23 protein-coding genes are annotated in these 25,920 nt (G+C 68.6%); 3 read left to right on the forward strand and 20 right to left on the reverse strand.

All coding sequences use genetic code 11. From position 1 onward, the window contains the following. Positions 1–140: 140 nt before the first annotated feature. The 4 genes from ACFVV0_RS08670 to ACFVV0_RS08685 form a co-directional block, all read right to left on the reverse strand. On the reverse strand, positions 141–1,445 hold the full coding sequence (locus ACFVV0_RS08670; RefSeq protein ID WP_387061118.1) for an ABC transporter substrate-binding protein: 1,305 nt from the start codon (positions 1,443–1,445) through the stop codon (positions 141–143). Positions 1,446–1,598: 153 nt separating this feature from the next. After that, positions 1,599–2,612 carry a LacI family DNA-binding transcriptional regulator gene (locus tag ACFVV0_RS08675; protein WP_387061120.1) on the reverse strand — a complete coding sequence of 338 codons (1,014 nt, stop codon included), beginning with the start codon at positions 2,610–2,612 and terminating at the stop codon, positions 1,599–1,601. A 209-nt stretch (positions 2,613–2,821) separates the two neighbouring features. Next, on the reverse strand, positions 2,822–4,447 hold the full coding sequence (locus tag ACFVV0_RS08680) for a chitinase (protein ID WP_387061123.1): 1,626 nt from the start codon (positions 4,445–4,447) through the stop codon (positions 2,822–2,824). Then, complete coding sequence (locus tag ACFVV0_RS08685) at positions 4,447–6,747, reverse strand: glycosyltransferase family 2 protein (RefSeq protein ID WP_387061126.1); 2,301 nt, start codon at positions 6,745–6,747, stop codon at positions 4,447–4,449. Before ACFVV0_RS08685 ends, ACFVV0_RS08680 begins: the two co-directional genes overlap by 1 nt. Before the next feature lie 293 nt (positions 6,748–7,040). Between ACFVV0_RS08685 and ACFVV0_RS08690 the strand changes: the two genes are divergently transcribed. Further along, entirely contained in the window at positions 7,041–8,444 is a 1,404-nt protein-coding gene (locus ACFVV0_RS08690) for a DUF2252 domain-containing protein (RefSeq protein ID WP_387061129.1), read from the forward strand. On the opposite strand, the gene der is transcribed toward ACFVV0_RS08690, so the two are convergent. From der to ACFVV0_RS08735, 9 genes are all read right to left on the reverse strand, one after another. Further along, positions 8,441–9,964 (reverse strand): ribosome biogenesis GTPase Der, encoded by a 1,524-nt coding sequence (gene der, locus ACFVV0_RS08695; RefSeq protein WP_387061132.1) that lies wholly within the window; start codon positions 9,962–9,964, stop codon positions 8,441–8,443. The two genes, ACFVV0_RS08690 and der, sit on opposite strands and share 4 nt — an antisense overlap. Further along, on the reverse strand, positions 9,957–10,667 hold the full coding sequence (cmk, locus tag ACFVV0_RS08700; RefSeq protein WP_387061135.1) for a (d)CMP kinase: 711 nt from the start codon (positions 10,665–10,667) through the stop codon (positions 9,957–9,959). Before cmk ends, der begins: the two co-directional genes overlap by 8 nt. Beyond that, positions 10,664–11,752, reverse strand: coding sequence for a prephenate dehydrogenase (locus tag ACFVV0_RS08705; RefSeq protein ID WP_387061137.1), 1,089 nt, complete (start codon positions 11,750–11,752; stop codon positions 10,664–10,666). Before ACFVV0_RS08705 ends, cmk begins: the two co-directional genes overlap by 4 nt. Beyond that, positions 11,749–12,525, reverse strand: a complete 777-nt coding sequence (locus tag ACFVV0_RS08710) for a pseudouridine synthase (protein ID WP_387061139.1) — start codon at positions 12,523–12,525, stop codon at positions 11,749–11,751. Before ACFVV0_RS08710 ends, ACFVV0_RS08705 begins: the two co-directional genes overlap by 4 nt. Next, positions 12,515–13,135 carry an SMC-Scp complex subunit ScpB gene (gene scpB / locus ACFVV0_RS08715; RefSeq protein ID WP_387061141.1) on the reverse strand — a complete coding sequence of 207 codons (621 nt, stop codon included), beginning with the start codon at positions 13,133–13,135 and terminating at the stop codon, positions 12,515–12,517. The genes ACFVV0_RS08710 and scpB overlap by 11 nt, the downstream gene beginning before the upstream one ends. Then, on the reverse strand, positions 13,125–13,949 hold the full coding sequence (locus ACFVV0_RS08720) for a segregation and condensation protein A (protein WP_387061144.1): 825 nt from the start codon (positions 13,947–13,949) through the stop codon (positions 13,125–13,127). Before ACFVV0_RS08720 ends, scpB begins: the two co-directional genes overlap by 11 nt. Continuing rightward, the gene (locus tag ACFVV0_RS08725; protein WP_387061147.1) at positions 13,933–14,832 is read right to left on the reverse strand and encodes a ParA family protein; all 900 of its coding nucleotides are present in this window, start codon (positions 14,830–14,832) and stop codon (positions 13,933–13,935) included. Before ACFVV0_RS08725 ends, ACFVV0_RS08720 begins: the two co-directional genes overlap by 17 nt. Before the next feature lie 121 nt (positions 14,833–14,953). Then, positions 14,954–15,646 carry an ABC transporter ATP-binding protein gene (locus tag ACFVV0_RS08730; RefSeq protein WP_387061149.1) on the reverse strand — a complete coding sequence of 231 codons (693 nt, stop codon included), beginning with the start codon at positions 15,644–15,646 and terminating at the stop codon, positions 14,954–14,956. Continuing rightward, entirely contained in the window at positions 15,643–16,713 is a 1,071-nt protein-coding gene (locus tag ACFVV0_RS08735) for an ABC transporter permease (RefSeq protein ID WP_387061152.1), read from the reverse strand. The genes ACFVV0_RS08730 and ACFVV0_RS08735 overlap by 4 nt, the downstream gene beginning before the upstream one ends. 164 nt (positions 16,714–16,877) lie before the next feature. Between ACFVV0_RS08735 and ACFVV0_RS08740 the strand changes: the two genes are divergently transcribed. Together ACFVV0_RS08740 and ACFVV0_RS08745 are read left to right on the forward strand one after the other, a co-directional pair. Next, on the forward strand, positions 16,878–18,062 hold the full coding sequence (locus ACFVV0_RS08740) for a sensor histidine kinase (protein ID WP_387061155.1): 1,185 nt from the start codon (positions 16,878–16,880) through the stop codon (positions 18,060–18,062). Then, on the forward strand, positions 18,059–18,685 hold the full coding sequence (locus ACFVV0_RS08745) for a response regulator (protein ID WP_387061158.1): 627 nt from the start codon (positions 18,059–18,061) through the stop codon (positions 18,683–18,685). The genes ACFVV0_RS08740 and ACFVV0_RS08745 overlap by 4 nt, the downstream gene beginning before the upstream one ends. Positions 18,686–18,702: 17 nt before the next feature. Here ACFVV0_RS08745 and xerD read toward each other — a convergent pair whose 3' ends face one another. The 7 genes from xerD to ACFVV0_RS08780 all read right to left on the reverse strand — a co-directional run bounded on the left by xerD (position 18,703) and on the right by ACFVV0_RS08780 (position 25,793). Then, positions 18,703–19,608: a site-specific tyrosine recombinase XerD gene (gene xerD, locus ACFVV0_RS08750; protein ID WP_387061161.1), complete on the reverse strand. Its 906-nt coding sequence runs from the start codon at positions 19,606–19,608 to the stop codon at positions 18,703–18,705. Between the two features lie 10 nt (positions 19,609–19,618). After that, positions 19,619–20,245, reverse strand: a complete 627-nt coding sequence (locus ACFVV0_RS08755; RefSeq protein ID WP_387061164.1) for an NUDIX domain-containing protein — start codon at positions 20,243–20,245, stop codon at positions 19,619–19,621. Next, complete coding sequence (locus ACFVV0_RS08760) at positions 20,245–21,945, reverse strand: CTP synthase (protein ID WP_387061786.1); 1,701 nt, start codon at positions 21,943–21,945, stop codon at positions 20,245–20,247. Before ACFVV0_RS08760 ends, ACFVV0_RS08755 begins: the two co-directional genes overlap by 1 nt. 74 nt (positions 21,946–22,019) lie before the next feature. Beyond that, positions 22,020–23,744, reverse strand: a complete 1,725-nt coding sequence (gene recN, locus ACFVV0_RS08765) for a DNA repair protein RecN (protein WP_387061167.1) — start codon at positions 23,742–23,744, stop codon at positions 22,020–22,022. Then, positions 23,737–24,654 carry an NAD kinase gene (locus tag ACFVV0_RS08770; RefSeq protein WP_387061170.1) on the reverse strand — a complete coding sequence of 306 codons (918 nt, stop codon included), beginning with the start codon at positions 24,652–24,654 and terminating at the stop codon, positions 23,737–23,739. Before ACFVV0_RS08770 ends, recN begins: the two co-directional genes overlap by 8 nt. A 136-nt stretch (positions 24,655–24,790) precedes the next feature. Continuing rightward, positions 24,791–25,621, reverse strand: a complete 831-nt coding sequence (locus ACFVV0_RS08775) for a TlyA family RNA methyltransferase (protein ID WP_387061173.1) — start codon at positions 25,619–25,621, stop codon at positions 24,791–24,793. Beyond that, positions 25,614–25,793, reverse strand: a complete 180-nt coding sequence (locus tag ACFVV0_RS08780; protein WP_387061176.1) for a hypothetical protein — start codon at positions 25,791–25,793, stop codon at positions 25,614–25,616. Before ACFVV0_RS08780 ends, ACFVV0_RS08775 begins: the two co-directional genes overlap by 8 nt. Positions 25,794–25,920 lie beyond the last annotated feature (127 nt).

Here is a 25,920-nt window from a genome sequence, read left to right on the forward strand (position 1 = left end):
ATCAAGGGCCCTAACGCCACTGTCGCCACCGCCGCTACCACCCCCCGACGCGACCCCTGGACTGCCACCGCGCCACATTCCGCCCCAATGGGGCGCGGGCGCCCCCCCCCCCCCCCACGGCCGGCGGATGCGCGGGGACGCTATCCGATCGACTGCTTCACCTGGTCTTGCGCCGACTGCAGCGCGGCCTTGATGTCGCTCTCACTGACCGTTCCACCTGTGGCGATCTTGGCGAACATGTCGTTCATCGCCTTGCCGACGGTGTTCTCGAACTGGTCCTCGGCCGGAACCAGCGGCAGCGGCTTCGACATGGTGTTGTAGATCTTCTGGAAGGTCGCAGCCTCCTCAGCGTTGTCGGTGAAGTTGGCCTTCGCTCCGTTGAGCACCGGAAGGGACGCGTACGGCTTGCCCAGCGTGGTCTGCGTGGACTCGCTGGTCATGAACTTCACGAACTGCAGCGCCGCATCCTTGTTCTTGGTGTTCTTCATGATCGACAGGTTGATACCGGCGACGTGGCTGGCGACCGGCTGGCCGCCCTCGGGAGCCGGGAACGGAACCACACCGTAGGCGTCGGACTTCATGCCGTTGGCGTTGATCGACGAGTCGGCGTTGTTCTGGTTGAGGATCATCGCGACCTTGCCCTTGGCGAAGTCGTTCACCGCCTGCACACCGTTGTCGTACTGCGCGTTCGACGTGTTGACGACCTTGTCGGTCTGCATCAGGTCGATGTAGCGCTTGATGCCGGAGACGATACCGGGAGAGGTGAACGTCGGGTTGCCCTTCGAATCGAAGAGCTCGGCGTTGTCCTGTGCGCCGTTGATGAATGCGAAGTGCGCGTTCTCGGTGTAGCTGCCGGCCGCGAGGGCGAAGGCGAACTGATCACCCTTCGTGAGCGCCTTGGCGTCGGTGACGAGCTCCTCCCAGGTCGTCGGCGGCTGGAGTCCGGCGGCGCTGAACATCGCCTTGTTGTAGTAGAGGCCGTAGGCGAGACCGTAGAGCGGGACGCTCGTCTTGGTCTTGCCGGGCGCGCCACCCGTGTCGAGGGCCGTCTTGACGAACTTGTCCGCGCCTCCGATCGCCTTCATGTTGGCGTCGTCGAACGGCATGAACGCTCCGGTCGCCTGCAGCGAAGCCGCCCAGGTGTTGCCGATGTTGAGCACGTCCGGACCCTGCCCGCTTGTGACGGCCGTCTGGATGCGCGTCTGCAGGTCGTTCCATCCGATGACTTCGAGCTTGACCTTGATGCCGGTCTTCTTCGTGAAGTCGTCGAGCACCGGTGTGAGAACCTGCTTGTCGTTGTCGAGGCTGGTTCCCTGGTTGCTGGCCCAGTAGGTGATCGTCGATCCGCTGGCGTCTCCGGTGGATCCGCCGGAACCGCTGCACCCTGCTGCCACGAGTGCGACCGCGGCGGCGATCGCGCCCGCGAGAATGGCGCGTTTTCTCATAGTGACTCCCTTGTCTCTTGGTCGGTGGCGCAGAACACCACGCGACTGATGCTAACTGAACCGGTTCAGTTGTCAAGGGGATTGCCAAAACGATATCGAGACGATACCCGATCGGTCTAGTACCGAAGGGGGGTCACTGCGGCGATGAGCGGGCTAGTGCAGCACCGGGGCCGGGGTGCTCGTCGTCCGCACGACCAGCTCGCTCGGCTTGGCGCGTGTGTGCTCCGGCGGCAGCCCACGCAGGTTGTCGAGCAGCAGCTGCGTGCTACGCCGGCCCTGCTCCTCCGGAAAGCGCGCGAGGGCCGTGATCGGCCGCGCTCCCAGCTTGCAGAGCAATGAATCGTCCCAGCTGACGAGGGCGACATCGTCGCGCCCGAGCCGGTCGAGTGCCGACGAGGCGCCCAGGGCTAGCAGGTCGTTCGAGGTGATCACGGCAGTGAGTTCCGGATGCTCCCGCAGCTGCGCAGACACGATCCGGTCGCCCGCGTCGGTGCTGTAGTCGGATTCGACGAACACCGGGCGCATCCCCCTGGCGGGTGCGTCCGCCTCGATCGAGGCGCGACGGTCGTGCTCGTGCTCGAAGTCGAGCGGTCCGGTGACGTGCAGCAGGTCGCGATGGCCGAGGCCCGCCAGATGCTCGATGATCAGCTGGGCGTCGCCGCTCACGTCGTAGACGAGCACGCGTCCCGGCGCGATCTGCGGCCGGGCTCCGGCGAGAACGAAGGCCAGCCCGAGCTCGTCCAGCAGCGCCGGTCGTGGATCGTCGAGCGCGATGTCGAACAGCAGAACGCCGTCCACCCTCCCCTCGCCGCTCCAGCGCCGGTACGTGTCGAGGTCCTGACCGGGGTTGGTGCCGACCATCCGGAGCAGGAGCGCCTTGTCGGTCGTGGCGAGAACACTCTCCACGCCCGCGAGCAGGCTCATGTAGAACGGCTCGGTGCCGAGCAGGCTCGGGTCGCGGCGGAGAACGATGCCGATCGTATCCGTTCGCGATCGCGACAGCGCACGGGCGCTCGAACTGGCGTGCCAGCCGAGCTCGTCGGCGAGTTCGAGCACCCGGCGTCGGGTCTCGTCGCTCACACCGGGCTGGCCGTTGAGGGCGTAGGAGACCGAGGCTTTCGACAGCTGCAGCTGGGCGGCGAGCCCGGCGATGGTCACGCGGTTCACGTCTGGCACTCCCTCCCGCTTGCTAACAGTATCCGCGGATACCAATGCCTAGCGTGTCGGCGGGGGTGTTTCGTGCGCCACCCGAAAGCGCACCAGCCCCGCCGACACGACGTCGCCCGAGGGCGCACGCCTGGGACTCCACCCCGCAGCGGAGTCCCAGGTGAGGGGGCGACGGGATGCGCGTAACGCAGCATCCCGCCGCCTGCCTGTCACTTGGTGGTGCTGTCACCACCAAGGAGCTGATCGATCTCGTCCTGGGTCAGCGGAACCCAGGGGGACGAGTCGGGGTTGGCGCTGGCGGCCTCGGGGCTGTCGCCCTGGGTCCACCACTTGGCCTCGTACGGGGTGCCGTCGAAGAGCACGCGGTCGCCCTTGTCGTAGGCGGCGGTTCCCGCCCAGTCCGGGTAGGTTCCGGCCGGCACGGTCGGCTGCGGGATGGGCGTCTCGCCCGGCAGCACCGGGCCGACGAGCTCCCACGGCGTCTCCCACGAGTTCAGCACGGGGTTGTCGGGCACGTCGCCCTTCGTCCACCACTTGGCGACGTAGACGTTGTGGTGCCAGACGACCTTCGTGCCCTGGAGGTACGAGTTCGAGGTCGACCAGACGGCGTACGGGGACTTCGCCGGGTCGTCCTTCACCGACGCGGTGGACTGCGGCTCGGCGGTGGTCACGGCCGACTCCCCCAGCGAGATGTGCCCGTCGAAGCCCTTGGACAGCAGCGAGGCGAACGTTGTCTTGCCTTGCACGATCCCGCTGCACGCATCCGAGACCACGGTCGTGTCGACGTAGTTCGAGCCGCAGGTCTTGTCGCGGTTCGCCGACCACATCGACATGCGGCCGACACCCTTGGAGACGGCCCAGGCGTTGAGCGCCTTGGCGTCGGCGAGGGTGAAGACCTCCTTCTCGATGTCGTTCTGGCCGATCATCGGGGTGGCGCCGATCTTCGCCCACAGGCTCGGGTCGCTCAGGTGCGTGCCGGCGCGGTCGTAGAGCACACCGAGCTGACGTTGCGCTGCCGAGAGGGCGCTCTCCGATGCGACCGCCATCGACTGCTTGGCGTTCTTCGAGCTGCCGAAGTCCATCGTCATGACGTTGACGCCGGCGATGTCGACCTTGGCCTTGAGCATGGCTGCGATGGCGTCGGTCGCGTCGGAGGTCATCCCGTTGGGTGCCACCGGGAGGGTCAGCCAGACGGCGAGGCCCTTCCCGGATTCGCGGCGCTCCTTCTGCAGCGACGCGATCGCGTCTGCGCGGCGCTCGTTCGCGGCCGTGTTCGTCAGCCCGCCGCCCTCGAGATCGAGGTCGACGGTGCCGACGTCGTAGCGGTCGACCACGGCCGAGTATGCGGCCTTCAGCGCTGCCGGGTCGTCGCATCCGACCGCCAGCTCGTCGTTCAGCTGTCCGCCGAACGACACTGCGACGGTGCCGCCCTGCTGCTGCAGACGGGCGATACGACGGTCGAGGTCGAGGGATGCGCGAGCCTGATCGAGCGTGTACGCACCGCCCCAGCTCGGGGTGCACGCGTCCGACTTGGACGAGACGACGAACGAGAGCATCGCATCCTTCGTCGTCGACGCCCCGAGATTCTCGAACGCGAACCGCGGGGTGGCGGTCACGTCGACGTAGGAGGCGAACCACGGCTTGGAGTCGACGGATGCCTGAGCGCTCCACCACTGGAACCCGACGACGCCGCCGGTCGCCACGATCACCGCGACCAGTGCTGCACCGAGGACGCGCAGCGGGGAGAGCTTGCGTCCCCCGTCGGCGTTGCCGACGGTGGGCGCCTGGGCGTCACGAACCTCGGGAGTCTCGGACTCCCTGTGCTTGCGGGGCATCAGGCAGCCTGCTTCTCGGACTCGGAGACGGAAGCCGCGCCGGCGAGGGCGTGGTCGACGCGCGGAACCTGTCCGCCGGCGTGACCGTGGTACAGCACCGAGCGCCAGTCGATCGTGTCGGTGGCCGGCTGGGCGGCCTCGGCCTTCTCACGGTTCCCCTTGTCGACGTAGAGCGGCCGGGTGATGCCCAGCCAGATGTCGACGATGGCGTTGCCGACGCCGATGTAGGAGATGATCGCCCAGATGGCGAGGGTGGCGTTGAAGGCGGCGAATGCGGCGTTGCCCCAGTTCTGCGCGTTCACGTCACGCCAGAGGGTGAACAGCGAGAACGCGACGATCAGGAACGGTGCCACCACGTAGAGCAGCGGGGAGGCGGTGCGGTTCTTGACCTTCGGGGTGCGCACGAACGGGATCTTCTTGCCGGTCAGCGACTGCTGGATCGACTTGAGCACACCGGCCAGGTTCACCGGGAGCAGGATCAGGTTGAAGCCGTAGATCCGGAACACGTCCGACCCCTTGTAGCCGGCGTAGCGCAGGTCGCTGGCCATCGCGAGGAAGTACGGGAGCGCTGCGAGCAGCACCACCGGGCTGAGCAGACGGCCGTCGTACGGGTACGCCAGCAGGAAGATCAGTCCGAAGCTCGCCCACGCGATCGACGACATGTAGTTGATGCGCAGCAGCAGCTCGGTGCGCGACACGATCTCGCCACGACGCTTGCGCTCGCGGATCTGACGCCACAGCTTCGGCAGGATCAGCAGACCACCGTTGGCCCAGCGGCGGCGCTGCACGATGAGCGAGCCGAAGTCGGGCGGGGTGGCGGAGTAGCTGAGTCGCTCCGGGTAGTTCACGAGCGTCCAGCCGTGGGTGCCGAGGTCGATGCTCGACTCGGTGTCCTCGATGACGGTGCGGTCCTGGATGTAGCGACGCACCTCGAACCCGCCGACGAACTCGGTCTCGACGATGTCCTCGAGCGCACGCTTGCGGATCACCGCGTTCGCGCCGACCCAGAAGGTGGCACCGAAGTAGCTCATTCCCTGGTGCAGAACGTGCTGGATGTCGGTGGTGGCCCCGGCGAGCCGCTCGATCCGGGTGCCTGCGCCGCGGAACGACGAGTACGGGGTCTGGGTCACTGCGACGCGGGCGTTGTCGGGCTGCTGCAGGAAGTAGGTGAGCCGCAGGCAGTACTCGCGCAGCAGGATCGAGTCGGCGTCGAGAGTCAGCAGGAAGTCGCTGTCGGGGATGTCGATATCGCCCGGGCGACGCGAGCTCACGGGGGTCAGGATGGGGCCTTCCGGCGTCTCCTCGACCCGATAGGTGCCGCCCATCAGCCCGATGTACGCGTTCAGGTTCATCGCCTTGTTCGCCTCGTGCGAGAGAGATGCCCACTGCTTGCGCTCGAACACGGCGAGATCGGCGTCGAACGTCCACGCGAGGCGGCGGTAGAACTGTGCGATGCGGTCGGAGGTGAGCGAGACGCCCTCCGCGACGGCGGCTTCCACGGCCTGGCCGACGAGAGCCAGCTCGTCCGCGAGTCCGCGCAGCACCTGGTCGGCGAAGAACAGGTCGACGTGGTCTTCGATGCCGTGCGCGTCCGCCTCGGTGTGAAGCCAGGCGGCGGCCCAGGCGTACTCGGCGGCGAGGTCGAGCGCCTCGTGCGGTGCGACGAAGGTGTCGGGGCTGCTCAGCTCGAAGCGGAGGAGCGCATCCGTGAACCGGGAGCGGGGCTCGGCGAGCAGCGCGCTGATGTCGTCGGCGAGGGCGCGGGTGGCGCCCAGACGGTCGGCGACCTCCGGATCCTTCGGGTTGGGGTTGTCGTCGAGCAGCAGCACGACGCGCATCGACGGGTACTCCTGCAGGGCGGCGGAGAGCAGCGTCATCCGCACGACCTCCGGCTCCTCGGCGTAGGAGGGCACCAACACGGTGATCGAGGGCTGGCTGGTGGCGAAGTGCCGGTCGAGTTCGGCGCGAGGAACGCGCACGTGCTTCTTGAACCGCTGCAGTGCTCCCTGGCGAGCGACCAGGTACATCAGCGCGGAGAAGGTGAGGAAGGTGACGACGACGAGGTAGCCGACCGCCTCCATGGTGAAGCGGAAGTTCTGCGTTCCGCTGTCGAGGAACTGGCGGATGATCGTGGTCACGACGTAGATCGCCCAGAACAGCATGGTCAGCACGATGGCGACACGGCTGAAGGTGATCTTGCGATCGGAGGGTGCGGGGTGAACCGTCGGTAGCGGTTCGGTGCGCTTTTCGGCGCCGAGTTGGCGTTTCCGGGCAGGGGAATATGAACTTGTAGAACTCATGATCGGGTATGCGTCCTTGTAGATGAGAGCCCTGCGCTTTCGGGTCGCGCAGTCGGGTAGCTCTTACTGTGTCCACACTAGTGAGGACAGACCGGGGTACAAACCCCCCTTTGTGGTCGCGTCAACAACTTCGAAACAGCGCATTTCCTTGGGCTGGGATGTGCGTATCCTGATCGCCCGCGCGCCGCGTCGACGCGCCCACGTTTTGCCGCTACATTTTGCCGATTCCATGCGGATGCATCGATTGCTCGCGCCGCCATCGCGCCGTGCTCGCGCCGGTCTATCCTGAGCGCATGACCCGCGCCCCCGGCCGCCTGCGCTTCGATCACGCTCACGTCGTCACCCATGCCGAACGGATGGAGGAGGGCCGCGCGGCGCGCACCCGTCTCCCCCGTTCGGCCCACGCCCACTACGTACCGGATGCGCGGCGCGACCCGCTTGGCGTGCTCGACCGCCAGCACGAGAAGCGACTGCCCGACCTCATCCCCCTCCGGATCGCACGCATGCTGCAAGACCCGTTCGCCTTCTACCGCGGAACTGCCGCGATCCAGGCGGCCGACCTCGCCGGTGAGCCGACGACCGGCGCCCACGTCGCCATCTGCGGGGATGCGCACATCAGCAACTTCGGACTCTTCGCCTCCCCCGAACGCTCGATGGTGTTCGACCTCAACGACTTCGACGAGGCGACGGTCGGGCCGTGGGAGTGGGATGTGAAGCGCCTGGTCACGAGCGTCGTGCTGGCCGCGCACGTTCGCGGAGCGAGCGCCGACGAGGTGCGACGCGCGGCGACCCGCTGCGCCTCCGCCTACCGGGACGGGCTGAACGAAGCCCTCGGCCAGGATGCGGTCGAGCGGTTCTTCCGTGCCACGTCAGTTCACGACGGCCGCCAGTTCGGCAAGGACAGCCGCGCGGTCGTGCAGGCGGCACTCAAAGCGGCCGAGAAGCGCACTTCTGCACGCGTGATCGCGCGGATAACGAAGACCGCCGCCGACGGCTCGATGCACATCGTGGAGAGCCCACCCCGGCTGATGCACGTCGGTCCCGAGGTCGAGCGGCGGGTGAGCGGGGTGATCGAGAGCTACCGCACCACAGTCTCCCCCGACATCTCCCTGCTCCTGTCCCAGCACACGATCACGGATGCGGCCCGCCGCGTCGTCGGCGTCGGCAGCGTCGGCACGCGGTGCTACATCGTCGTCCTCACCGGTCCCCTCGGCGAGCCCCTCGTCCTCCAGGTGAAGGAGGCCGCCGAGTCGGTGATCCACGACTTCGGGAACGTGCCGATCGGCACGATCAGCGGGGTCGACCCCGACCTGCGCGCTGCGAACCCGGGCTACCGGGTCACCGCGCACCAGCGCATCCTGCAGGCCGTCTCCGACCCGTTCCTCGGCTACGTGACGGTCGACGGCGTCGGACTCTACGTGCGTCAGTTCCGCGACCGGAACGTCTCGTTCGACATCCCCGCGCTGACCGAGCAGGCGTTCATCGACTATGTGAGGGCGTGCGCCATGATCCTCGCCCGCGCCCACGCGCGCAGCCCCGAGGGAGCCTTCATTGCGGGCTACATCGGGAGGGGCTCAGCGTTCACGGATGCTGTCGTCGCGTGGTCGCACGACTACGCCCGCCAGTCCCTCGCCGACTACGAGAAGCTCCGCGCAGCCGTGGCCTCCGGCCGCTACGAAACGGCCGACCTCGTCTAGCGCTTGCGCTTCTCGCGCACGCGCATGTTGAGCTGGATGGGCGTGCCCTCGAAGCCGTAGATCTCGCGGAGGCGGCGCACGATGTAGCGACGGTAGCCGGGGTCGAGGAAGCCGGTCGTGAACACCACGAATGTCGGCGGGCGGCTGGTCGCCTGCGTGCCGAACAGCACGCGCGGCTGCTTGCCACCACGCACCGGGTGCGGATGCGCGGCCGTGAGCTCGGCGAGGAACGCATTGAACTTGCCGGTCGGGATGCGGGTGTCCCACGACTCGAGTGCGAGCTCCAGAGCGGGGACCAGCTTCTCGAGGTGACGCCCGGTGCGCGCCGAGATGTTGACGCGCGGGGCCCACGAGACGTGTGCGAGGTCCTGCTCGATCTCGCGTTCGAGGTAGCGGCGCCGGTCGTCGTCGAGAAGGTCCCACTTGTTGAAGGCCAGCACGAGCGCGCGGCCGGATTCGAGCACGAGGTCGATGATCCGCACATCCTGCTCGCTGATCGGCTCGGTGACGTCGAGCACGACGACAGCGACCTCGGCCTTCTCGAGCGCGGTCGACGTGCGGAGCGACGCGTAGAAGTCGGCGCCCTGCTGCAGGTGCACCCGGCGGCGGATGCCCGCGGTGTCGACGAAGCGCCACACCTTGCCGGAGATCTCGACCTGCTCGTCCACCGGGTCGCGGGTGGTGCCGGCGAGCTCGTTGACGACCACGCGCTCCTCCCCCGCCGCCTTGTTCAGCAGCGAGGACTTGCCGACGTTCGGGCGGCCGACGATCGCGACGCGGCGGGGTCCGCCGACCTCGCGCTTGGCGACGGCGGAGACCTCGGGCAGCACCTTGAGGATCGTGTCGAGCATGTCCGCTACGCCGCGCCCGTGCAGGGCGGAGACGGGGAGCGGCTCTCCGAGGCCGAGCGACCACAGCGACGAGGCGTTCGGCTCCTGGCGCACGTCGTCGACCTTGTTCGCCGCGAGGAACACCGGCTTCTTGGTCTTGCGGAGCAGGCGCACGACATGCTCGTCGGTCGAGGTCGCGCCCACGTTGGCGTCGACGACGAACAGCACGGCATCCGCCAGATCGATGGCGATCTCGGCCTGGGCGGCGACCGAGGCGTCGATCCCCTTGGCGTCGGGCTCCCAGCCGCCGGTGTCGACCACGGTGAAGCGTCGCCCGTTCCACTCGGCCTGATACGAGACACGGTCGCGCGTCACGCCCGGGGTGTCTTCGACGACGGCTTCACGGCGGCCCAGGATGCGGTTGACCAGAGCGGACTTGCCCACGTTCGGGCGGCCGACGATCGCCAGCACCGGCAGCGCCGGGAGGTAGGTGATCGCATCCGGATCCTCGGTGACGGTCTCGAGCAGGTCGAGGTCGTCCTCTTCCAGCTCGTAGTCGTCGAGGCCGGAGCGCAGGGCGATGGCGCGCTGGGTGGCGAGGTCCTCGTCGAGATCGGTGAGTCGCTCGACGAGGTCGTCGGCGCCTTCCGGCTCCTGGAGTTCGCCCTTCTCGGGCACGGTGTCAGGCATGGGCTTCTCGCGTATCTCTCTGCTGCAGCACGACCGCGATGACCGCATCCACGGTCTGATCGAAGTCAAGTTCGGTTGAATCGACGGTGGTCACACCGTCGGCGGCGTTCATGAAGTCCACGACCTGGGAGTCGGCCTTGTCCCGCCGGTGGAGCTGTTCGCCGACATTGTCGGGCGTCTGGCCGACGAGTTCCGCGGAACGCCTGGCTATTCTAGCCTCTTCGCTTGCTGTGAGAAGGATGCGCACGTCGGCATCCGGCGCCACCACGGTCGTGATGTCCCGACCCTCGACCACGATCCCCGGCTTCTCGGTGTGCCGCACGATGTCGCGGAACAGCCCGGTGAGATGTGCGCGCACCTGGGGCACTCGCGCGATCGCACTGACCACGGCGGTCACCTCCGGCTCCCGGATCGCCGCGGTCACCTCGTGCGAGCCGACGAGCACGTGGTAGCCGTCGGGCTCGGTCCCGATGCGGTAGTCGAAGTCGGGCAGGGCGTCGATCACCGCGGAGGCGTCGGTCGGATCCAGCTGCCGCTGCACGACGAACCAGCTGAGCGCGCGGTATGCAGCGCCGGTGTCGAGGTAGGCGTAGCCCAGCCGGCGGGCGCTCGCCTTGCTGACGCTCGATTTTCCGCTGCCGGCCGGTCCGTCGACGGCGACGACGACGGGGCCGCCGGGTGTGTCCATGGTGGCATCCGTCATCCGGCGATTCTCCATCCTCGGGCGCTCAGGTCGTCGATGGTGCGGTGCAGCACCTCCGGCAGCAGGGCGATCTCGGCGAGGCCGACCTGCGCGCCGGGCGAGTGCTCGAGCCGCAGATCTTCCATGTTCACGTCGATCTCGCCCAGTTCGGTGAGCAGTCGGGCGAGCTCTCCCGGACGGTCGTCGACCATGACGACGATCGAGGCGTAGCGCTTGCTCTGGCCGTGCTTGCCCGGCAGGCGCGAGACGCCCGCATTGCCGGCGGCGATCTCCTCAGCGAGCACACGGCGCGAGCCCGGGACGTCGATGTCTCCGAGCGCGACGAGCACGCGGTCCAGGTCGTCGCGGTACGCGCGCAAGATGTCGACGACGGCGGGCGCGTTCGCTCCGAGGATCTGCACCCAGAGCTCGGGTTCGCTGCCGGCGATGCGCGTCACGTCGCGCACGCCCTGACCTGCGAGCGCGAGGGCCGCATCCGTCGAATCCGCCAGGCGCTTGGCCATGAGGCTCGCCACGAGCTGCGGCGTGTGCGAGACGAGTGCGACAGCGGCGTCGTGCTCGGCCGTCTGCATCTCGACGGGCGTCGCGCCGAGGTCGAGGATCAGCGACTCCACGAGGGTGACGGATGCGCGGTCGTTCTCCGGCCGGGCGCAGACGACCCAGGGCCGCCCGATGAAGAGGTCGGCACGTGCGGAGCTCGGTCCGCCTCGCTCGCGTCCGGCGAGCGGATGCGACCCCACGTAGCGGGACAGGTCGGCGCCGGAGGCCTCGAGTTCGGCGAGCGGGGCGACCTTGACGCTGGCCACATCCGTCACCACGGCATCCGGATGCGCTGCGAGCTCGGCGCGCACGACCGACCCCACGAGGTCGGGCGGCACCGCCACGACGATCAGGACGGGCTCGATCGAGCCGTCGTCTGCACGGCCCGCGCCGTAGTCGGCCGCGAGGCTGAGGTGGGCCGGCGAGGCGTCGGCGAGCAGCACATCCACTCCGCGTGCACGCAGCCCGAGGCCGACGGACGCGCCGAGGAGCCCGGCACCGACGACGCGGACGGGGCCGGTCAGCCGGGAGGTGCTGTCGTTCACTTGGTGTCCTTCTCGCGCGAGATGGTCAGCAGATCGCCGAGTTCCACCTTAGTCAGGTCGCGCATTTCACCCACCCGGAGCGTTCCCAGGTGCAGCGGACCGAACTGCCGGCGCACCAGCTCGACCACCGGATGCCCGACCTCGGCCATCATGCGCCGCACGATCCGGTTGCGGCCGGAGTGCAGGGTCAGTTCGACGAGGCTGTCACGGCTGGCCGAGCTGCGCTCGAGCAGGCGGGCCTTGTCGGCGGCGATCGGGCCGTCGTCCAGCACGACCCCTCGGGTCAATGTCGCGATCGTCTGCGGGGTGACCACACCCCTGACGCGGGCGATGTACGTCTTCGTCACACCGAAACTGGGATGCGCGAGCACGTGCGCGAGTTCGCCGTCGTTGGTGAGGATCAGCAGCCCCGACGTCTCGGCGTCGAGGCGTCCGACGTTGAAGAGCCGCTCTTCGTAGCCGGCGGTGAACCGGGACAGGTCGGGGCGGCCCTGCTCGTCGCGCATCGAGCTCACGACGCCGACCGGCTTGTTCAGCATCACGTAGCGCCGGCTCGTGTCGAGCTGCACCGCGGTGCCATCGACCGCGACCCGGTCGTGAACGGGGTCGATGCGGCGGCCGAGCTCGGTGACGACCGTGCCGTTCACCGTCACCCGACCGGCCGAGATGAGATCCTCGGAGACGCGGCGCGAGGCCACGCCTGCGGCAGCCATGACCTTCTGCAGGCGTTCGCCCTGGGGTTCCCCGGCGTTGTCTGTCGGCCTAGCGGACATCGGCGTCGAACCCTTCGGTGCCGTCGGAGAGCAGCGGCGAGATCTTCGGCAGCTCGTCGATCGAGTTGATGCCGAGCTGGCTGAGCAGCAGCTCGGTCGTGCCGTAGTTGATCGCGCCGGTCTCACTGTCGGTGAACATCTCGGTGATGAGCCCGCGACCGAGCAGGGTGCGCACGACGGAGTCGACGTTGACCGCCCGGATGGAGGCGATCGCACCGCGGCTGATCGGCTGCTTGTACGCGATCACCGCGAGCGTCTCGAGGGCCGCCTGGGAGAGCCTGGTCGGGTTCTGCGCGAGCACGTAGTCGGAGACGACGGAGTCGTATTCGGGCCGCACATAGATGCGCCAGCCGCCGCCGACCTCGCGCAGTTCGAAACCGCGCCGGACGCTGCCGTCGGCGCCGTCGAAGTCGGCGACCAGCGCATCCACCGCCGCCTTCACCCGTGTGACGGGAGCGCCGACCGCGGTCGCCAGCGTCATGACGCTCATCGGCTCGTCGGCAACCATGAGGATGGCCTCGAGAGCGCGCTCCAGGTCGATGCCGTCGGGCAGCGCAGGCGCGGTGCGCTCGGTGTCCTCGTCGGTTGCGTGCAGGTTCTCAACCGTCATAATCGGCTCCCAGGTTGGACAGGTTCTCGTGGGACCAGTGCTCGGCGGTCCAGCGCACGGTCAGCTCGCCGAGCGGCTCCAGCTGCTCGAACGCGATCGCGGCGTGCCGGTACAGCTCGAGCACCGCCAGGAAACGCGCGATGACCACGCCCTTCTGGTCGGCGCCCGCGACCAGCTGGCGGAAGGTGAGGGGTTCGCCCGAACGCAGCATCCCGACGACGTGGGCCGCCTGTTCCCGGATGCTGACCAGCGGCGCGTGCAGGTGGTCCAGCCCGACGACGGGGATCTCGCGAGGGGTGAGGGCGAGGGTGGCGAGCGCGGCGAAGTCGTCGGCGGTGAGGGTCCAGACGAGCTCGGGAGTGCGCTGACGGTATTTGTCCTCGAGGCGCACAGTGCGGGTGTGGCGGGTGGATTCGGCGTCGAGTGCGGCCTGGAACCAGGCCGACGCCTCCTTGAACGCGCGGTACTGCAGCAGCCGCGCGAACAGGAGGTCGCGGGCCTCCAGGAGCGCCACGTCCTCGGCGTCGACGAGCTCGCCCTGCGGCAGCAGGCCGGCGACCTTGAGGTCGAGGAGGGTGGCCGCCACCAGCAGGAACTCGCTGGCCTCGTCGAGGCTGTCCGCGGAGTCGAGGCCGCGCAGGTACGCGATGAACTCGTCGGTGACGCGGCTCAGCGAGATCTCGGTGATGTCGAGCTCGTGCTTGGTGATCAGGCTCAGCAGCAGATCGAACGGACCCTCGAAATCGCCGAGCGCGACACGGAAGGTGACCGGTTCGGTCTGCTCGCTCGCGGCCTGGCTAGGCGACGGCGCCACGCGAGATCAGTTCCCTCGCCAACTGGCGGTAGGCCTCCGCGGCGGCGTGCTCCGGGGCGAACTGGGTGATCGGGGTACCCGAGACCGACGCATCCGGAAACTTGACCGTGCGCGAGATGACGGTCTCGAGCACGCGGTCGCCGAACGCGTCCACGACCCGCTCCAGCACCTCCCGCGAGTGCAGTGTGCGCGAGTCGTACATGGTGGCCAGGATGCCGTCGAGCTCGATCGCGGGATTCAGCCGCTCCCGCACCTTGTCGATCGTCTCGATGAGGAGCGCGACGCCGCGCAGCGCGAAGTACTCGCACTCGAGCGGGATGAGCACGCCGTGGCTCGCGGTGAGCGCGTTCACCGTGAGGATGCCGAGCGATGGCTGGCAGTCGATCAGGATCACGTCGTAGTCGGCGCTCACCTTGCGCAGCACACTCGCCAGGATCTGCTCGCGGGCGACCTCGTTGACGAGATGCACCTCCGCGGCCGACAGGTCGATGTTCGCCGGGATGATGTCGAGTCCGGGCGTCCCCGTGTGCTGGATGGCCTCGGCCGGATCCTTGCTGCGCGACAGCAGCAGGTCGTAGATCGTCGTGACGTCGTGCGTCTGAGCGCCGAGCCCCGCAGAGAGCGCACCCTGTGGATCGAAGTCGATCGCGAGCACCCGGCGACCGTACTCGGCCAGGCTCGCGCCCAGGCTGATGCTCGTCGTCGTCTTGCCGACGCCGCCCTTCTGGTTGCAGAGCGCGATGATGCGGGCGGGCCCGTGCTGCTTCAGCGGCTTCGGCGCGGCAAAGGTGTGGAAGGGACGCCCCGTTGGCCCGAGCCGTTCGGCGATGGATGTGTCATCCATGCCGGGGAGCTCGGTCCTGACCTCGTCGTTGCGCGTCACCTGCGTGTTCCTCGTCCCTCTCGCCCGATCGGCCGGCCCGCTCCCGCGGACCCTACCTCGCGCAAGTCTAACGGCGCGCCCCCCGGTTCGCGGGGCGCACCGCCGCGCGTCAGCGGTGTGGTCACGTGGTGGCGAACGTGTCGACGAGGCGGCCGTCGACGAGGTGGACGACCCCGTGCATGCGCGGGAGGTTGATGAGGTCGTGGGTGACGAGCAGGGTAGACGTGTTCAGTTCATCGGTGAGGCGCAGGATGAGCTCGATGATGCTCGCCCCTCGTTCCTGGTCGAGGGCGCTGGTGGGCTCGTCGATCACGAGCACACTGGGGTCGTTCGTCAGGGCGCGGGCGATGTTGACGCGTTGACGTTGCCCGCCGGAGAGCTGGTGCGGTCTCTTGTCGCCGTGGTCGGTGAGGCCGACCGCGTCCAGGAGCATGTCGGCCCGGGTGGCGGCTTCGGCGCGTTTCCGCCGACTGTGTCGGGCGCCGAGTTCGTTCATGACGGTCAGTTGTTCGCGGGCGGTGAGTGACGGGATCAGATTGGACTGCTGGAACACGATCCCGATGTGGTCGCGGCGCAACTCGGTTGCTTCGCGCGGGTTCAGCCGGGTGGCGTCGATGTCATCGATGAGGACCTGCCCGGAGTCGGGACGGATCAGCGTCGCGGCGACGGCGAGGAGGCTGGATTTGCCGGAACCGCTGGGCCCGGTGATTCCGGTGACTGTGCCCGGATGGGCGGTGAGAGAGACGTTGTCGACCGCGGTGACGCGGGTGTCGCCGTCGGGGAAGGTGAGGGTGATGTCGTTCAGGCGGATCATCGGTTGCTCCCAAGGGCGGTGAGGGGGTCGGCGGAGGTGACGGAACGGAGCGCGAACGCGGCCCCGGCGAGGCCGAGGACGATCATGATCGCGCCCGGAAGGACGGTCGTGATCGGGCTGAGCATGAACGGCAGCGCGGTGCCGGCGAGCGCGCCGAATACGGCGACCAGTCCCAGTCCGATTCCGATGCCCAGAAGCAGGACGATCAGTGCTTGGCCGAGTGCGTCGCGGACGAGGGATCGGGTGCTGGCGCCGAGGGCCTTGAGGACGGCGATGTCGCCTTTGCGCTGCATGGTCCAGACGGTGAAGAAGGCGCCGATCACGAGCCCGGATATGCCGAACAGCATGGCGACCATCAGCAGCAGCGATCCGATTTCGGAACGGAACGCGCTGAGCGCCATCAGCGACCCGAGGGGGGTCTTTGACACGGTGGCGTTCGCGGTGTCGGCGGCATCCCAGTCGGGGCTGCCGGTGACAGCGAGAACTGTGGCGTAGGCGTCCGGGTTGCCGGTCGCGGCGGAGTAGGCCTGCCAGTCGTGGAGGGTCATCTGCACAACGGGGGTGTGGCTGTACCAGCCGTCTCCACCGACCTTTTCGACGGTGTAGGCGGTGCCTGCGATCGTGACGTCATCTCCGATGGTCACCTCGAGGGCTTCGGCGGCGGGATCGGACAGGCCGAGCCGGCCGTCGTCCGAAGGGGCGCCGTCGTCGAATCCCGGTTCCACACCGAACACGGCGACCGCCGCGCGGGTGTCGTCGGTCTCCCCGCGGGTCTGGCTGATCCCCACAGGTTCGGCAGCGACGACGCCGTCGGTGGCTGCCCAGCCGGTTGCCTGCTGCTCGCTGATGGCGGAGTCGGAGAAGCTGGCACCGCTGCCTCCCGTCGTGGGTGCTGAGAAGACGATGCGGTCGGCGGGGAGTGCGAGGACGGCCGAGACGTTCTGGGTGGCGAGTCCCCCGGTCAGTCCGCTGAGGAAGCCGACGAGAACGGTGATGAGGGCTACGACGGAGCCGATGAGAATGAACCGGCCCCGAGCGAAGCGGAGATCGCGTAACGCGACGAACATGGTGTGCGCCTTTCCTGCCACCGATGCGGTGACCACTCCACTCTCGCCTTCTGCCGCCGCCAGGTCATCGGCTACCCGAACACCGATTTCCGCCCGGAGTGCGGAGCCTCTCGTCGTCCTTTCGGACGATGACTGCTACGGGGGCGGCGCGTAGAGTTCAGCCCATGGCGCACACCGCATTGACTCCCGTTTTCGTGGGTCTGCGCACCGGCCTCCACACCCTCTTCATCGCCCTCACTGTGCTGGTCATCGCCCGCGCGATCCTCACGCCGACGGATGCGAGCGTCACTGTGATCATCGTGGCGGTGGTCCTCGGCTTGACGTATGCGCTCGGTGCTGTCCTGACTCGATCCGTTCGAGCACGGCGACTACTGCGGTTGGGCTGGTTGGCAGTCCTGACCGTGGAATGGGTCGTTCTGGTGTGGCTGATCCCGGATGCCGCCTACCTGGTGTTTCCGCTGTTCTTCCTCTACCTTCACCTCCTCGGCCGCTGGTGGGGCTCGGTTGCGATCCTGCTCTCGACGATCGTCGCGATCTGCGCCCTCGGCATCCACAGCGGGTGGACCGTCGGCGGTGTCGTCGGCCCGCTCATCGGTGCCGGCGTCGCGCTACTGATCGGGCTCGGCTATCAGGCTCTCGCCCGCGAAGCCGAACAGCGTGAGGCGCTCGTCAGAGAACTGATCGCCACCCAGGGGCAACTCGCCGCGACCGAGCACGAGTCAGGGGTTCTCGCAGAGCGAGCCCGGCTCGCCCGCGAAATCCACGACACCCTGGCCCAAGGGCTCTCCAGCATCCAAATGCTGCTGCACGCCGCCGAACGCGCCGACCCCGGCCGCCCCGGCATCGAACACATCCGACTCGCCCGCGAAACCGCCGCGGCGAACCTCGTCGAGGCACGCCGATTCATCCGCGAGCTCACCCCGCCGCAGCTGGATGACCAGACCCTCGGTGGGGCGCTCCGCAGGCTCGCGCGCACTCAGTGGGCAGCACAAGGACTCGACGTGCAGGTGCGGGTCTCCGACACCATCGTGTTGCCGATGCATTTGCAAACAGCGCTACTGCGCATCGCGCAAGGCGCGATCGCGAACGTGATCCAGCACGCCCACGCCACCACCGCGACCATCACCATCGCGATCGACCACGACCGGCTCCGCTTCACCGTCGCCGACGACGGAACCGGATTCGACCCGGAGCATCCGGCGAGGGAGACCGCGGAGAAGTCGGACTCGTTCGGCCTCCAAGCCACCTCCGAGCGGGTCCAGCAGCTCGGCGGAACCCTCACCATCGACGCCACACCGGGCCACGGCACGACCCTGGCCGTCGACCTCCACCTGACGGAGTTCGCATGATCCGGCTCGTGATCGCGGACGATCACCCCATCGTCCGCGCCGGCCTCATCGCCCTGTTCAGCCTCGAAGACGATTTCGAGGTCGTCGCCGAAGCGGCGACACCCGATGAGGCCGTCGACCTCGCCGAACGCGAAAACCCGGACGTCGTGCTGATGGATCTCCAATTCGGGTCACAGCAAGCGACCACGGGCGCGGATGCGACCCGCCGCATCCGCTCGCTCGATGCACCGCCGTACGTCCTCGTGCTCACGAACTACGACTCGGACGCCGACATCCTCAGCGCCGTCGAGGCCGGCGCCAGCGGCTACCTCCTCAAGGACGCCCCACCGCACGAACTCATCGCCGCCGTCCGCGCCGCCGCAGCAGGCGAAAGTGCACTCGCGCCCGTCATCGCCTCCAGGCTCCTCAACCGGATGCGCGCGCCTCAGATCAGTCTCAGCAGTCGAGAGATCCAAGTCCTCGAGCTCGTCGCCGCAGGCCGATCGAACACCGATGTCGCAGAAGAGCTCTTCGTCAGCGAGACAACGGTGAAATCCCACCTCGCGCACATCTTCTCGAAACTCGACGTCAACTCCCGCACCGCAGCCGTCTCCGCAGCCCGCCGACGAGGAATACTCCGCTGACCATCGGTACGAAGCCGTCAGCGCGCTCGCGGATGCGCCGACGTGTACACATCCCGCAGCGTATCCGCGGTGACCAGTGTGTAGATCTGCGTCGTGGCGACCGAAGAGTGGCCGAGCAGCTCCTGCACGACCCGCACATCCGCTCCCCCGGCGAGCAGGTGCGTCGCGAACGAGTGCCGCAGGGTGTGCGGTGAGATCTCGATGTCGAGGTGCGCGCGCTCTGCGGCGGCCCGGATGATCAGCCACGCGTTCTGACGCGAGACCCGCGCCCCGCGCATCCCGAGGAACAACGCCGGCGTCGCCGTGCCACGTGCGGAGAGGGCGGGCCGTGCGCGCACCAGGTAGGCGTCGATGGCCGTGCGTGCGTAGCTGCCGAGCGGCACGATCCGCTGCTTGCTGCCCTTGCCCGTGAGCCGCACGATGTCGTCGTCGATCACGTCGTCGACGTTCAGGGCCACGGCCTCGCTCACGCGGGCGCCTGTCGCGTAGAGCAGTTCGAGCAGCGCCTTGTCGCGGAGGGCCTGCAGGCCGTCGCCGTCGGTCGCCGCGAGAAGCGCGCCCACCTGGTCGACCGTGATGGCCTTCGGCAGTCGGCTGGTGAGCTTGGGGGGCTTCACCTCGTGGGCCGCATCCGTCACGACCACGCCCTCATCGAGCAGGAAGCGGTGGAAGCCGCGCACGGTCGAGAGCATCCTGGCCAGCGACGAGGCGGTGAGCGGCGACTCCTCGCGCGACCCGAGATGGATCGTGAACTCGGAGATCGTCGCGCTGGTCACCTCGGAGAGCGACGAGACGCCCTGTGCGTCCAGCCACGACGAGTACACCCCGAGGTCGCGCCGATAGGCCGCGACCGTGTTCGCTGCGAGTCCCCGCTCGATCGAGACGTGCCGCAGGTACGAGTCCACAGCCGCCTCGGTGGTCATCGCTCGCCGATCACGATCCGAGTTTGGGATGCCGTGGCCACGGCTCGTCCGCCGGAGCGAGCTGCGACCAGCCGCTCTCCCGCGCAACGCGCGCCGAGAGCACGCCGACGATCAACGACGGGTTCTGCACGCGCCGGGCGAGGATCGCATCCACGACCTCGTCGAGGGGAACCCAGCGAACCTCCATGTCGGCCTCCTCATCGGAGCGCGCGAACGCTGCAGCGGTCGGATGCACGCCACGAGCCAGGTAGACGCGGATCGCCTCGTTGTTGCCTCCGGGAGTCGTGTAGAACTCGCCGAGCACGTTCCACTCGTCGGCCTGGAGGTCGGCCTCTTCGGCCAGTTCGCGCTTCGCGGCGGACAGCGGGGCCTCGCCGTGCACATCCAGCAGCCCCGCCGGGATCTCCCAGTCGCGGTGGCGAACCGGGTGACGGTACTGCTTGATCAGCAGCACGCGGTCCTGATCGTCGAGCGCGAGAATGGCGACGGCACCCGTGTGGTCGACGTACTCGCGCGTGATCTCCTCGCCGTTGTAGCGGAAGGTGTCGCGCCGGATGTTCCAGATCTTGCCCTTGAACGGAACCTCGGTCGAGATGATCTCCGGCGAGAACGGCTCGTCGGCGAGGAGTTCGCCCATCAGGCTTCGGCCGCGACTTCGAACAGCCGGCTGGCCTTCTGACGGTCGAGGGCAGCACCGACGAGACCGCGGAAGAGGGGGTGGGCGCGGTTCGGACGCGACCTGAGCTCCGGATGCGCCTGGGTGCCCACGTAGTACGGGTGCACCTCGCGCGGCAGCTCGACGTACTCGACGAGGTGCCCGTCGGGCGACGTGCCCGAGAACCAGAGTCCGGCATCGGCGATCTGCTCGCGGTAGTTGTTGTTGACCTCGTACCGGTGGCGGTGACGCTCGGAGGCTTCGGGCGCCCCGTACAGTTCGGAGACGATCGAGCCCTCGGCGAGGCTCGCCGGGTAGAGGCCGAGGCGCATGGTGCCGCCCAGGTCGCCGCCGGCGATGATCTCGACCTGCTCGGCCATCGTGGCGATCACCGGGAACTCGGTGTCCGGATCGAACTCCGACGAGGATGCGCCCACCAGGCCGACCTCGTGGCGGGCGTACTCGATGACCATGCACTGCAGGCCGAGGCACAGGCCGAGAGCCGGGATGCCGTTCTCGCGGGCGAAGCGCAGCGCGCCGACCTTGCCCTCGATCCCGCGCACGCCGAAGCCGCCGGGGACGCAGATCGCGTCGACGTCGGAGAGCATGTGGGCCGCACCCTCTGGCGTCTGGCAGTCGTCGGAGGCGATCCACTTGAGCACGACCTTGGCGTTGTGCGCGAAGCCACCCGCTCGCAGCGCCTCGGTGACCGAGAGGTACGCATCCGGAAGGTCGATGTACTTGCCGACCACGCCGATCGTGACCTCGTGCTTGGGGTCGTGCACCGCCTGCAGCAGTTCGCTCCAGCCGTCCCAGTCGACGTCGCCGGCGCTGAGGCCGAGCTGGTCGATGATGTAGGCATCGAGGCCCTGATCGTGAAGCATCGTCGGGATGTCGTAGATGCTCGGCACGTCGACCGCGTTCACCACGGCGGCCTCGTCGACGTCGCACATGAGCGCGATCTTGCGCTTGTTCGACTCGGAGACGGGGCGGTCACTGCGGAGCACCAGGGCATCCGGCTGGATACCGATCGAGCGCAGGGCGGCGACGGAGTGCTGCGTCGGCTTGGTCTTCTGCTCGCCCGACGCGTTCATGAACGGAACGAGCGAGACGTGCACGAAGAAGCAGTTCTTGCGGCCGAGCTCGTGGCGCACCTGGCGGGCCGACTCGATGAACGGCTGCGACTCGATGTCGCCGACCGTTCCGCCGATCTCGGTGATGATCACGTCGGGCTGCGGCTCGCCGTTCGGGCCGGGCTGGGCCTGCAGGCGCATCCGGCGCTTGATCTCGTCGGTGATGTGCGGGATGACCTGCACCGTGTCGCCGAGGTATTCGCCGCGGCGCTCCTTCGCGATCACGTTCGAGTAGATCTGCCCGGTGGTGACGTTGGCCGACTGGCCCAGGTTGATGTCGAGGAAGCGCTCGTAGTGGCCGATGTCGAGGTCGGTCTCAGCGCCGTCGTCGGTGACGAAGACCTCACCGTGCTGGAACGGGTTCATCGTTCCCGGATCCACGTTCAGGTACGGGTCGAGCTTCTGCATCACGACGCGAAGCCCGCGGGCCGTCAGAAGGTTGCCCAGGCTGGCCGCTGTAAGACCCTTGCCCAACGAAGAAACGACACCACCCGTCACGAAAATGTGCTTGGTAATGCCGTTTGAAATGCCCGCGTCTGAATTATCCACCACGGGCTTTTATGCTATCACCGGATTGGGGATGCTCGGGCCCCGGATGCGCGTTGCGCGCAGCTCGCGACGGCTCAGCGCTTGACGGAAGCCATGTCGACGAGCTCGCGTGCGTGCGCGAGTCCGCTCTCGGAATCGGGCAGCCCCGAGAGCAGACGTGCCATCTCGGCGATGCGCTCGTCGCCGGTCAGCTGACGGACGCTGGATTCGGTCACCGAGCCGTCGCTGCCCTTCACGACCGTGAGGTGGTTGGTGGCGAAGGCCGCGACCTGCGCCAGGTGCGTCACGACGATCACCTGGGAAGTTTCCGCGAGTCTCGCCAGACGGCGCCCGATCTCGATCGCGGATGCGCCTCCCACCCCGGCGTCGATCTCGTCGAAGATGAACGTCGGCACGGGATCGCTGCCGGCGATGACGACCTCGATCGCGAGCATGACGCGGGAGAGCTCGCCACCGGACGCCCCCTTGCCGAGAGGTCGCGGTTCGGCGCCCGAATGCGGCTGCAGGAGGATCGAGACCTGGTCGCGCCCGCTCGCCGTGAACTCTTCGCGCTCGGTCACCTCGACCACGACGCGGGCGTCGGCCATCGCGAGCGCCGTGAGCTCGTCGGAGACCTCGTCGCTCAGCCGCGAGGCCGCTTCTCGGCGCATCCGGCTGAGACCGTCGGCCAGTTCGGTCACGAGCTCGGCGTCGGCCTCGACCTCGGCGCGCAGCTGATCGATGCGTTCGGAGTCGCCGTCGAGTTCGAACAGCCGTGAGCTGCCCGTCTCGAGAGCCTCGATCACGTCGTCGAGGGCCGGACCGTACTTGCGGATGAGCGTGGCCAGCTCCGCCCGTCGCTCCTGCACGATCTCCAGCTCGCGTGCGCCGTCGGTGTCGAGGGTGGCGAGGTAGGTGGAGAGCTGGGCTGCCACATCCGACACCAGGTAGTTGGCGTTCGCGACCGCCTCGGCGACACCGACCAGCTGTGCGTCGTGGCTCGAGACGCGCTCGAGGTGGCGGCGGGCGTTGTCGAGCAGACTCAGCGCATCCGTGCCCTCGGACTCCTCTGCCGACAGGAGCTCGCGAGCGGTGGCGGCGGCGAGGCGCAGGTCTTCGAGGTTGCTGAGGCGCTCGGAGCGCTCGGCCAGTTCGACGTCTTCGCCGGGCTGCGGTGCGACGGCCTCGATCTCGGCCATGGCCAGCCGCAGGTCTTCGGCCTCGCGTGCCCGCCGGTCCTGGTCGGCGACGATCTCCTCGAGCTCGGCTCGGTTGTCGCGCCAGCGGTGGAACACCTGCGAGTAGACGTCGATCGCCGCGGCGAGCGGGGCTCCGGCGAACCGGTCGAGCGCTTCGCGTTGGGCGACAGCCGAGCGCAACCGGATCTGGTCGGACTGCCCGTGAACGACGACGAGCTGGCCGCCGAGCTCGGTGAGCACGCTGACCGGAGCGCTGCGGCCGCCGACCACGGCCCGCGAGCGACCCTCGGCCGAGACGGAACGCGAGAGCACGAGCTCTGCGGCACCCTGTCCGAGCGGATCGACGTCGCCTCCCGCATCCCGGACCCGTTCGACGACCTCGCCGCCGTCGGCGACGCGCCAGCGGCCCTCGACCCACGCCTGCGGGCTGCCGAGTCGCACAGCACCCGTGTCGGCCCGCTCGCCGAGCAGTAGCCCGAGAGCCGAGACGACCATGGTCTTGCCCGCACCGGTCTCACCCGTGAGGGCGGTGAATCCCGGTCCCAGTGGCAGGGAGGCGTCTGCGATGACGCCCAGGTCTTTGATCGAGATCTCCTCGATGCCCGCACGCTGCTCAGTCACGTCCGGCCGGCCCCCTCCATCCGGTGACGGGCAGGCTGAACTTCTGCACCAGGCGGTCGGTGAACGGCCCCGGATGCAGCCGGGCCAGTCGCACAGGGATGGGCGAGCGCCGCACGACCACGCGCGCGCCCGGCGGCAGGTCGTACGCTCGGCGACCGTCGCACCAGAGGATGCCGGACCCGCCGGCCCGCTCGAGCAGCTCCACGGCGAGGGACGAGTCGGCGTCGACCACGAGGGGACGCGCGAACAGCGCGTGCGCGCTCAGGGGCACGAGCAGCAGCGCTGCCACACCCGGCCAGACCACCGGTCCGCCGGCGGAGAACGAGTACGCGGTCGACCCGGTCGGCGTCGACATGACGACGCCGTCGCAGCCGAAGCTCGACATCGGCCGGCCGTCGACCTCGATGACGACCTCGAGCATGCGCTCGCGGCTGGCCTTCTCGACCGTGGCCTCGTTGAGCGCCCAGCTCTCGTACACGACCTCTTTGCCGACCTTGACCCTGGCGGAGAGCGTCATGCGCTCCTCCACCTCGTAGTCTTTGGCGAGCCCCCGAGCCACGGCCAGCTCGAGGTCGTCGCGCTCGCTCTCGGCGAGGAAGCCGACGTGGCCGAGGTTCACACCGAGCAGCGGAGCCGAGCATCCGCGAACCAGTTCGGCAGCGCGCAGAATGGTGCCGTCACCGCCCAGAACGATCACGAGTTCGAGTTCGCTCGGCTGCACGTCGACGCCGAGAACCGCCACGCCTCCGAAGCTCGGCTCGGCGGCGAGCAGGTCGCGCCGCTCGTCTTCGCTGAGGACGGGCACGACCCCGGCGTCGATCAACTGGGAGCAGACCTCCACCCCGGCTGCGAGGGAATCTTGGCGACCTGTGTGCGCGACGACGAGGATGTACCGCTTGGGTGCACCCATAGGCGTCACGCTCCCATCTTCACGTCGATACGGTCTACCCATTCTGTCTGATCCTGCGCGCTCTTGGGTGAACGGCGGCTGAGCTTGTGGAGGAACCGGGGCTGTGGATGCTCGATGCCGCGCATCCGGAGACCGGTCAGCCGCGGAGAGTCACCGCCTCGACCTTCGGCAGCCACTCGGTCGGATTCGTACCGACGGTCGCGTTGAGCCGCACCAGGTATTCGAGATTGCCCTGGCTGCCGGCGATCGGTGAGGCCAGGAATCCGGCGGTGCCGACACCCAGGTCGTGCGCGGCCCACAGCACGCTCGTCACGGCCTCGCAGCGCAGAACGGGATCGCGCACGATGCCCTCCTTGATGCCGCCGCGACCGACCTCGAACTGCGGCTTCACCAGCAGCACGAAGTCGGCGCCGTGCTCCGCCGTCTCGACCAGGGCGGGCAGCACCTGCGTCAGCGAGATGAAGGAGATGTCGCCGACGACGAGGTCGGGGCGCACAGGACGGCCGACGAGCCCGGCCAGCGCCGTAGCGGTCAGGACGCGGGCGTTGATCCCCTCGAACGAGAGCAGGCGCGGTTCGCCCGAGAGGGACGGCGCGAGCTGCCCGTGGCCGACGTCGATGGCGATGACCTCGGCGGCCCCGCGCTCCAGGAGCACCTGCGTGAATCCGCCGGTGGAGGCGCCGACGTCGAGTGCGATGCGCCCGTCGACGGGCAGGCCGAACGCATCCAGCGCCGCGATGAGCTTGTGCGCTCCGCGACTGACGTAGTGGTCGGCTCCCGCGACGGCGATCACCTGGGTCCCGCGCACCTTCACCGACGGGCGCACGGCTGCACGCCCGTCGACGGTCACCAGGCCGTCGGCGATGATCGTGACGGCGTGCGAGCGCGACCGGGCCAGACCGCGTGCGGCGAGCGCCACATCCAGTCGGACCTCCGGGTCAGGGGCTCCGGGACCGTCGTCAGCCATTGCGCTGGACGTCGCCGCCCTCCAGCTGCTCGCGCAGCTCGTCGTGCACCTGGGCGTATGCCTCCGCCCGTGCGGCCAGGGGCTGGTCCTCGATCAGGTTGAGCCGGGGCACGAGCGCGTCGTCGCCCGGGCCTCCCGTTTCGTCCGCCCCATCCGTCTGCTGACCATCCATCCCTCTACGCTACGCGAAACGAGGGGTGGGGGGCGCGCCCCGCCGCCGGGGCGCGCGCCGCGGGGGTTGTGGCACCCCCCCGGACGTGGGGGGGGGGGGGAGGCCGAGATGGCGGGCCCGGGGGTGT

The sequence above is a fragment of the Leifsonia sp. NPDC058230 genome (assembly GCF_042882245.1).
Classification (GTDB): Bacteria; Actinomycetota; Actinomycetes; order Actinomycetales; family Microbacteriaceae; genus Leifsonia.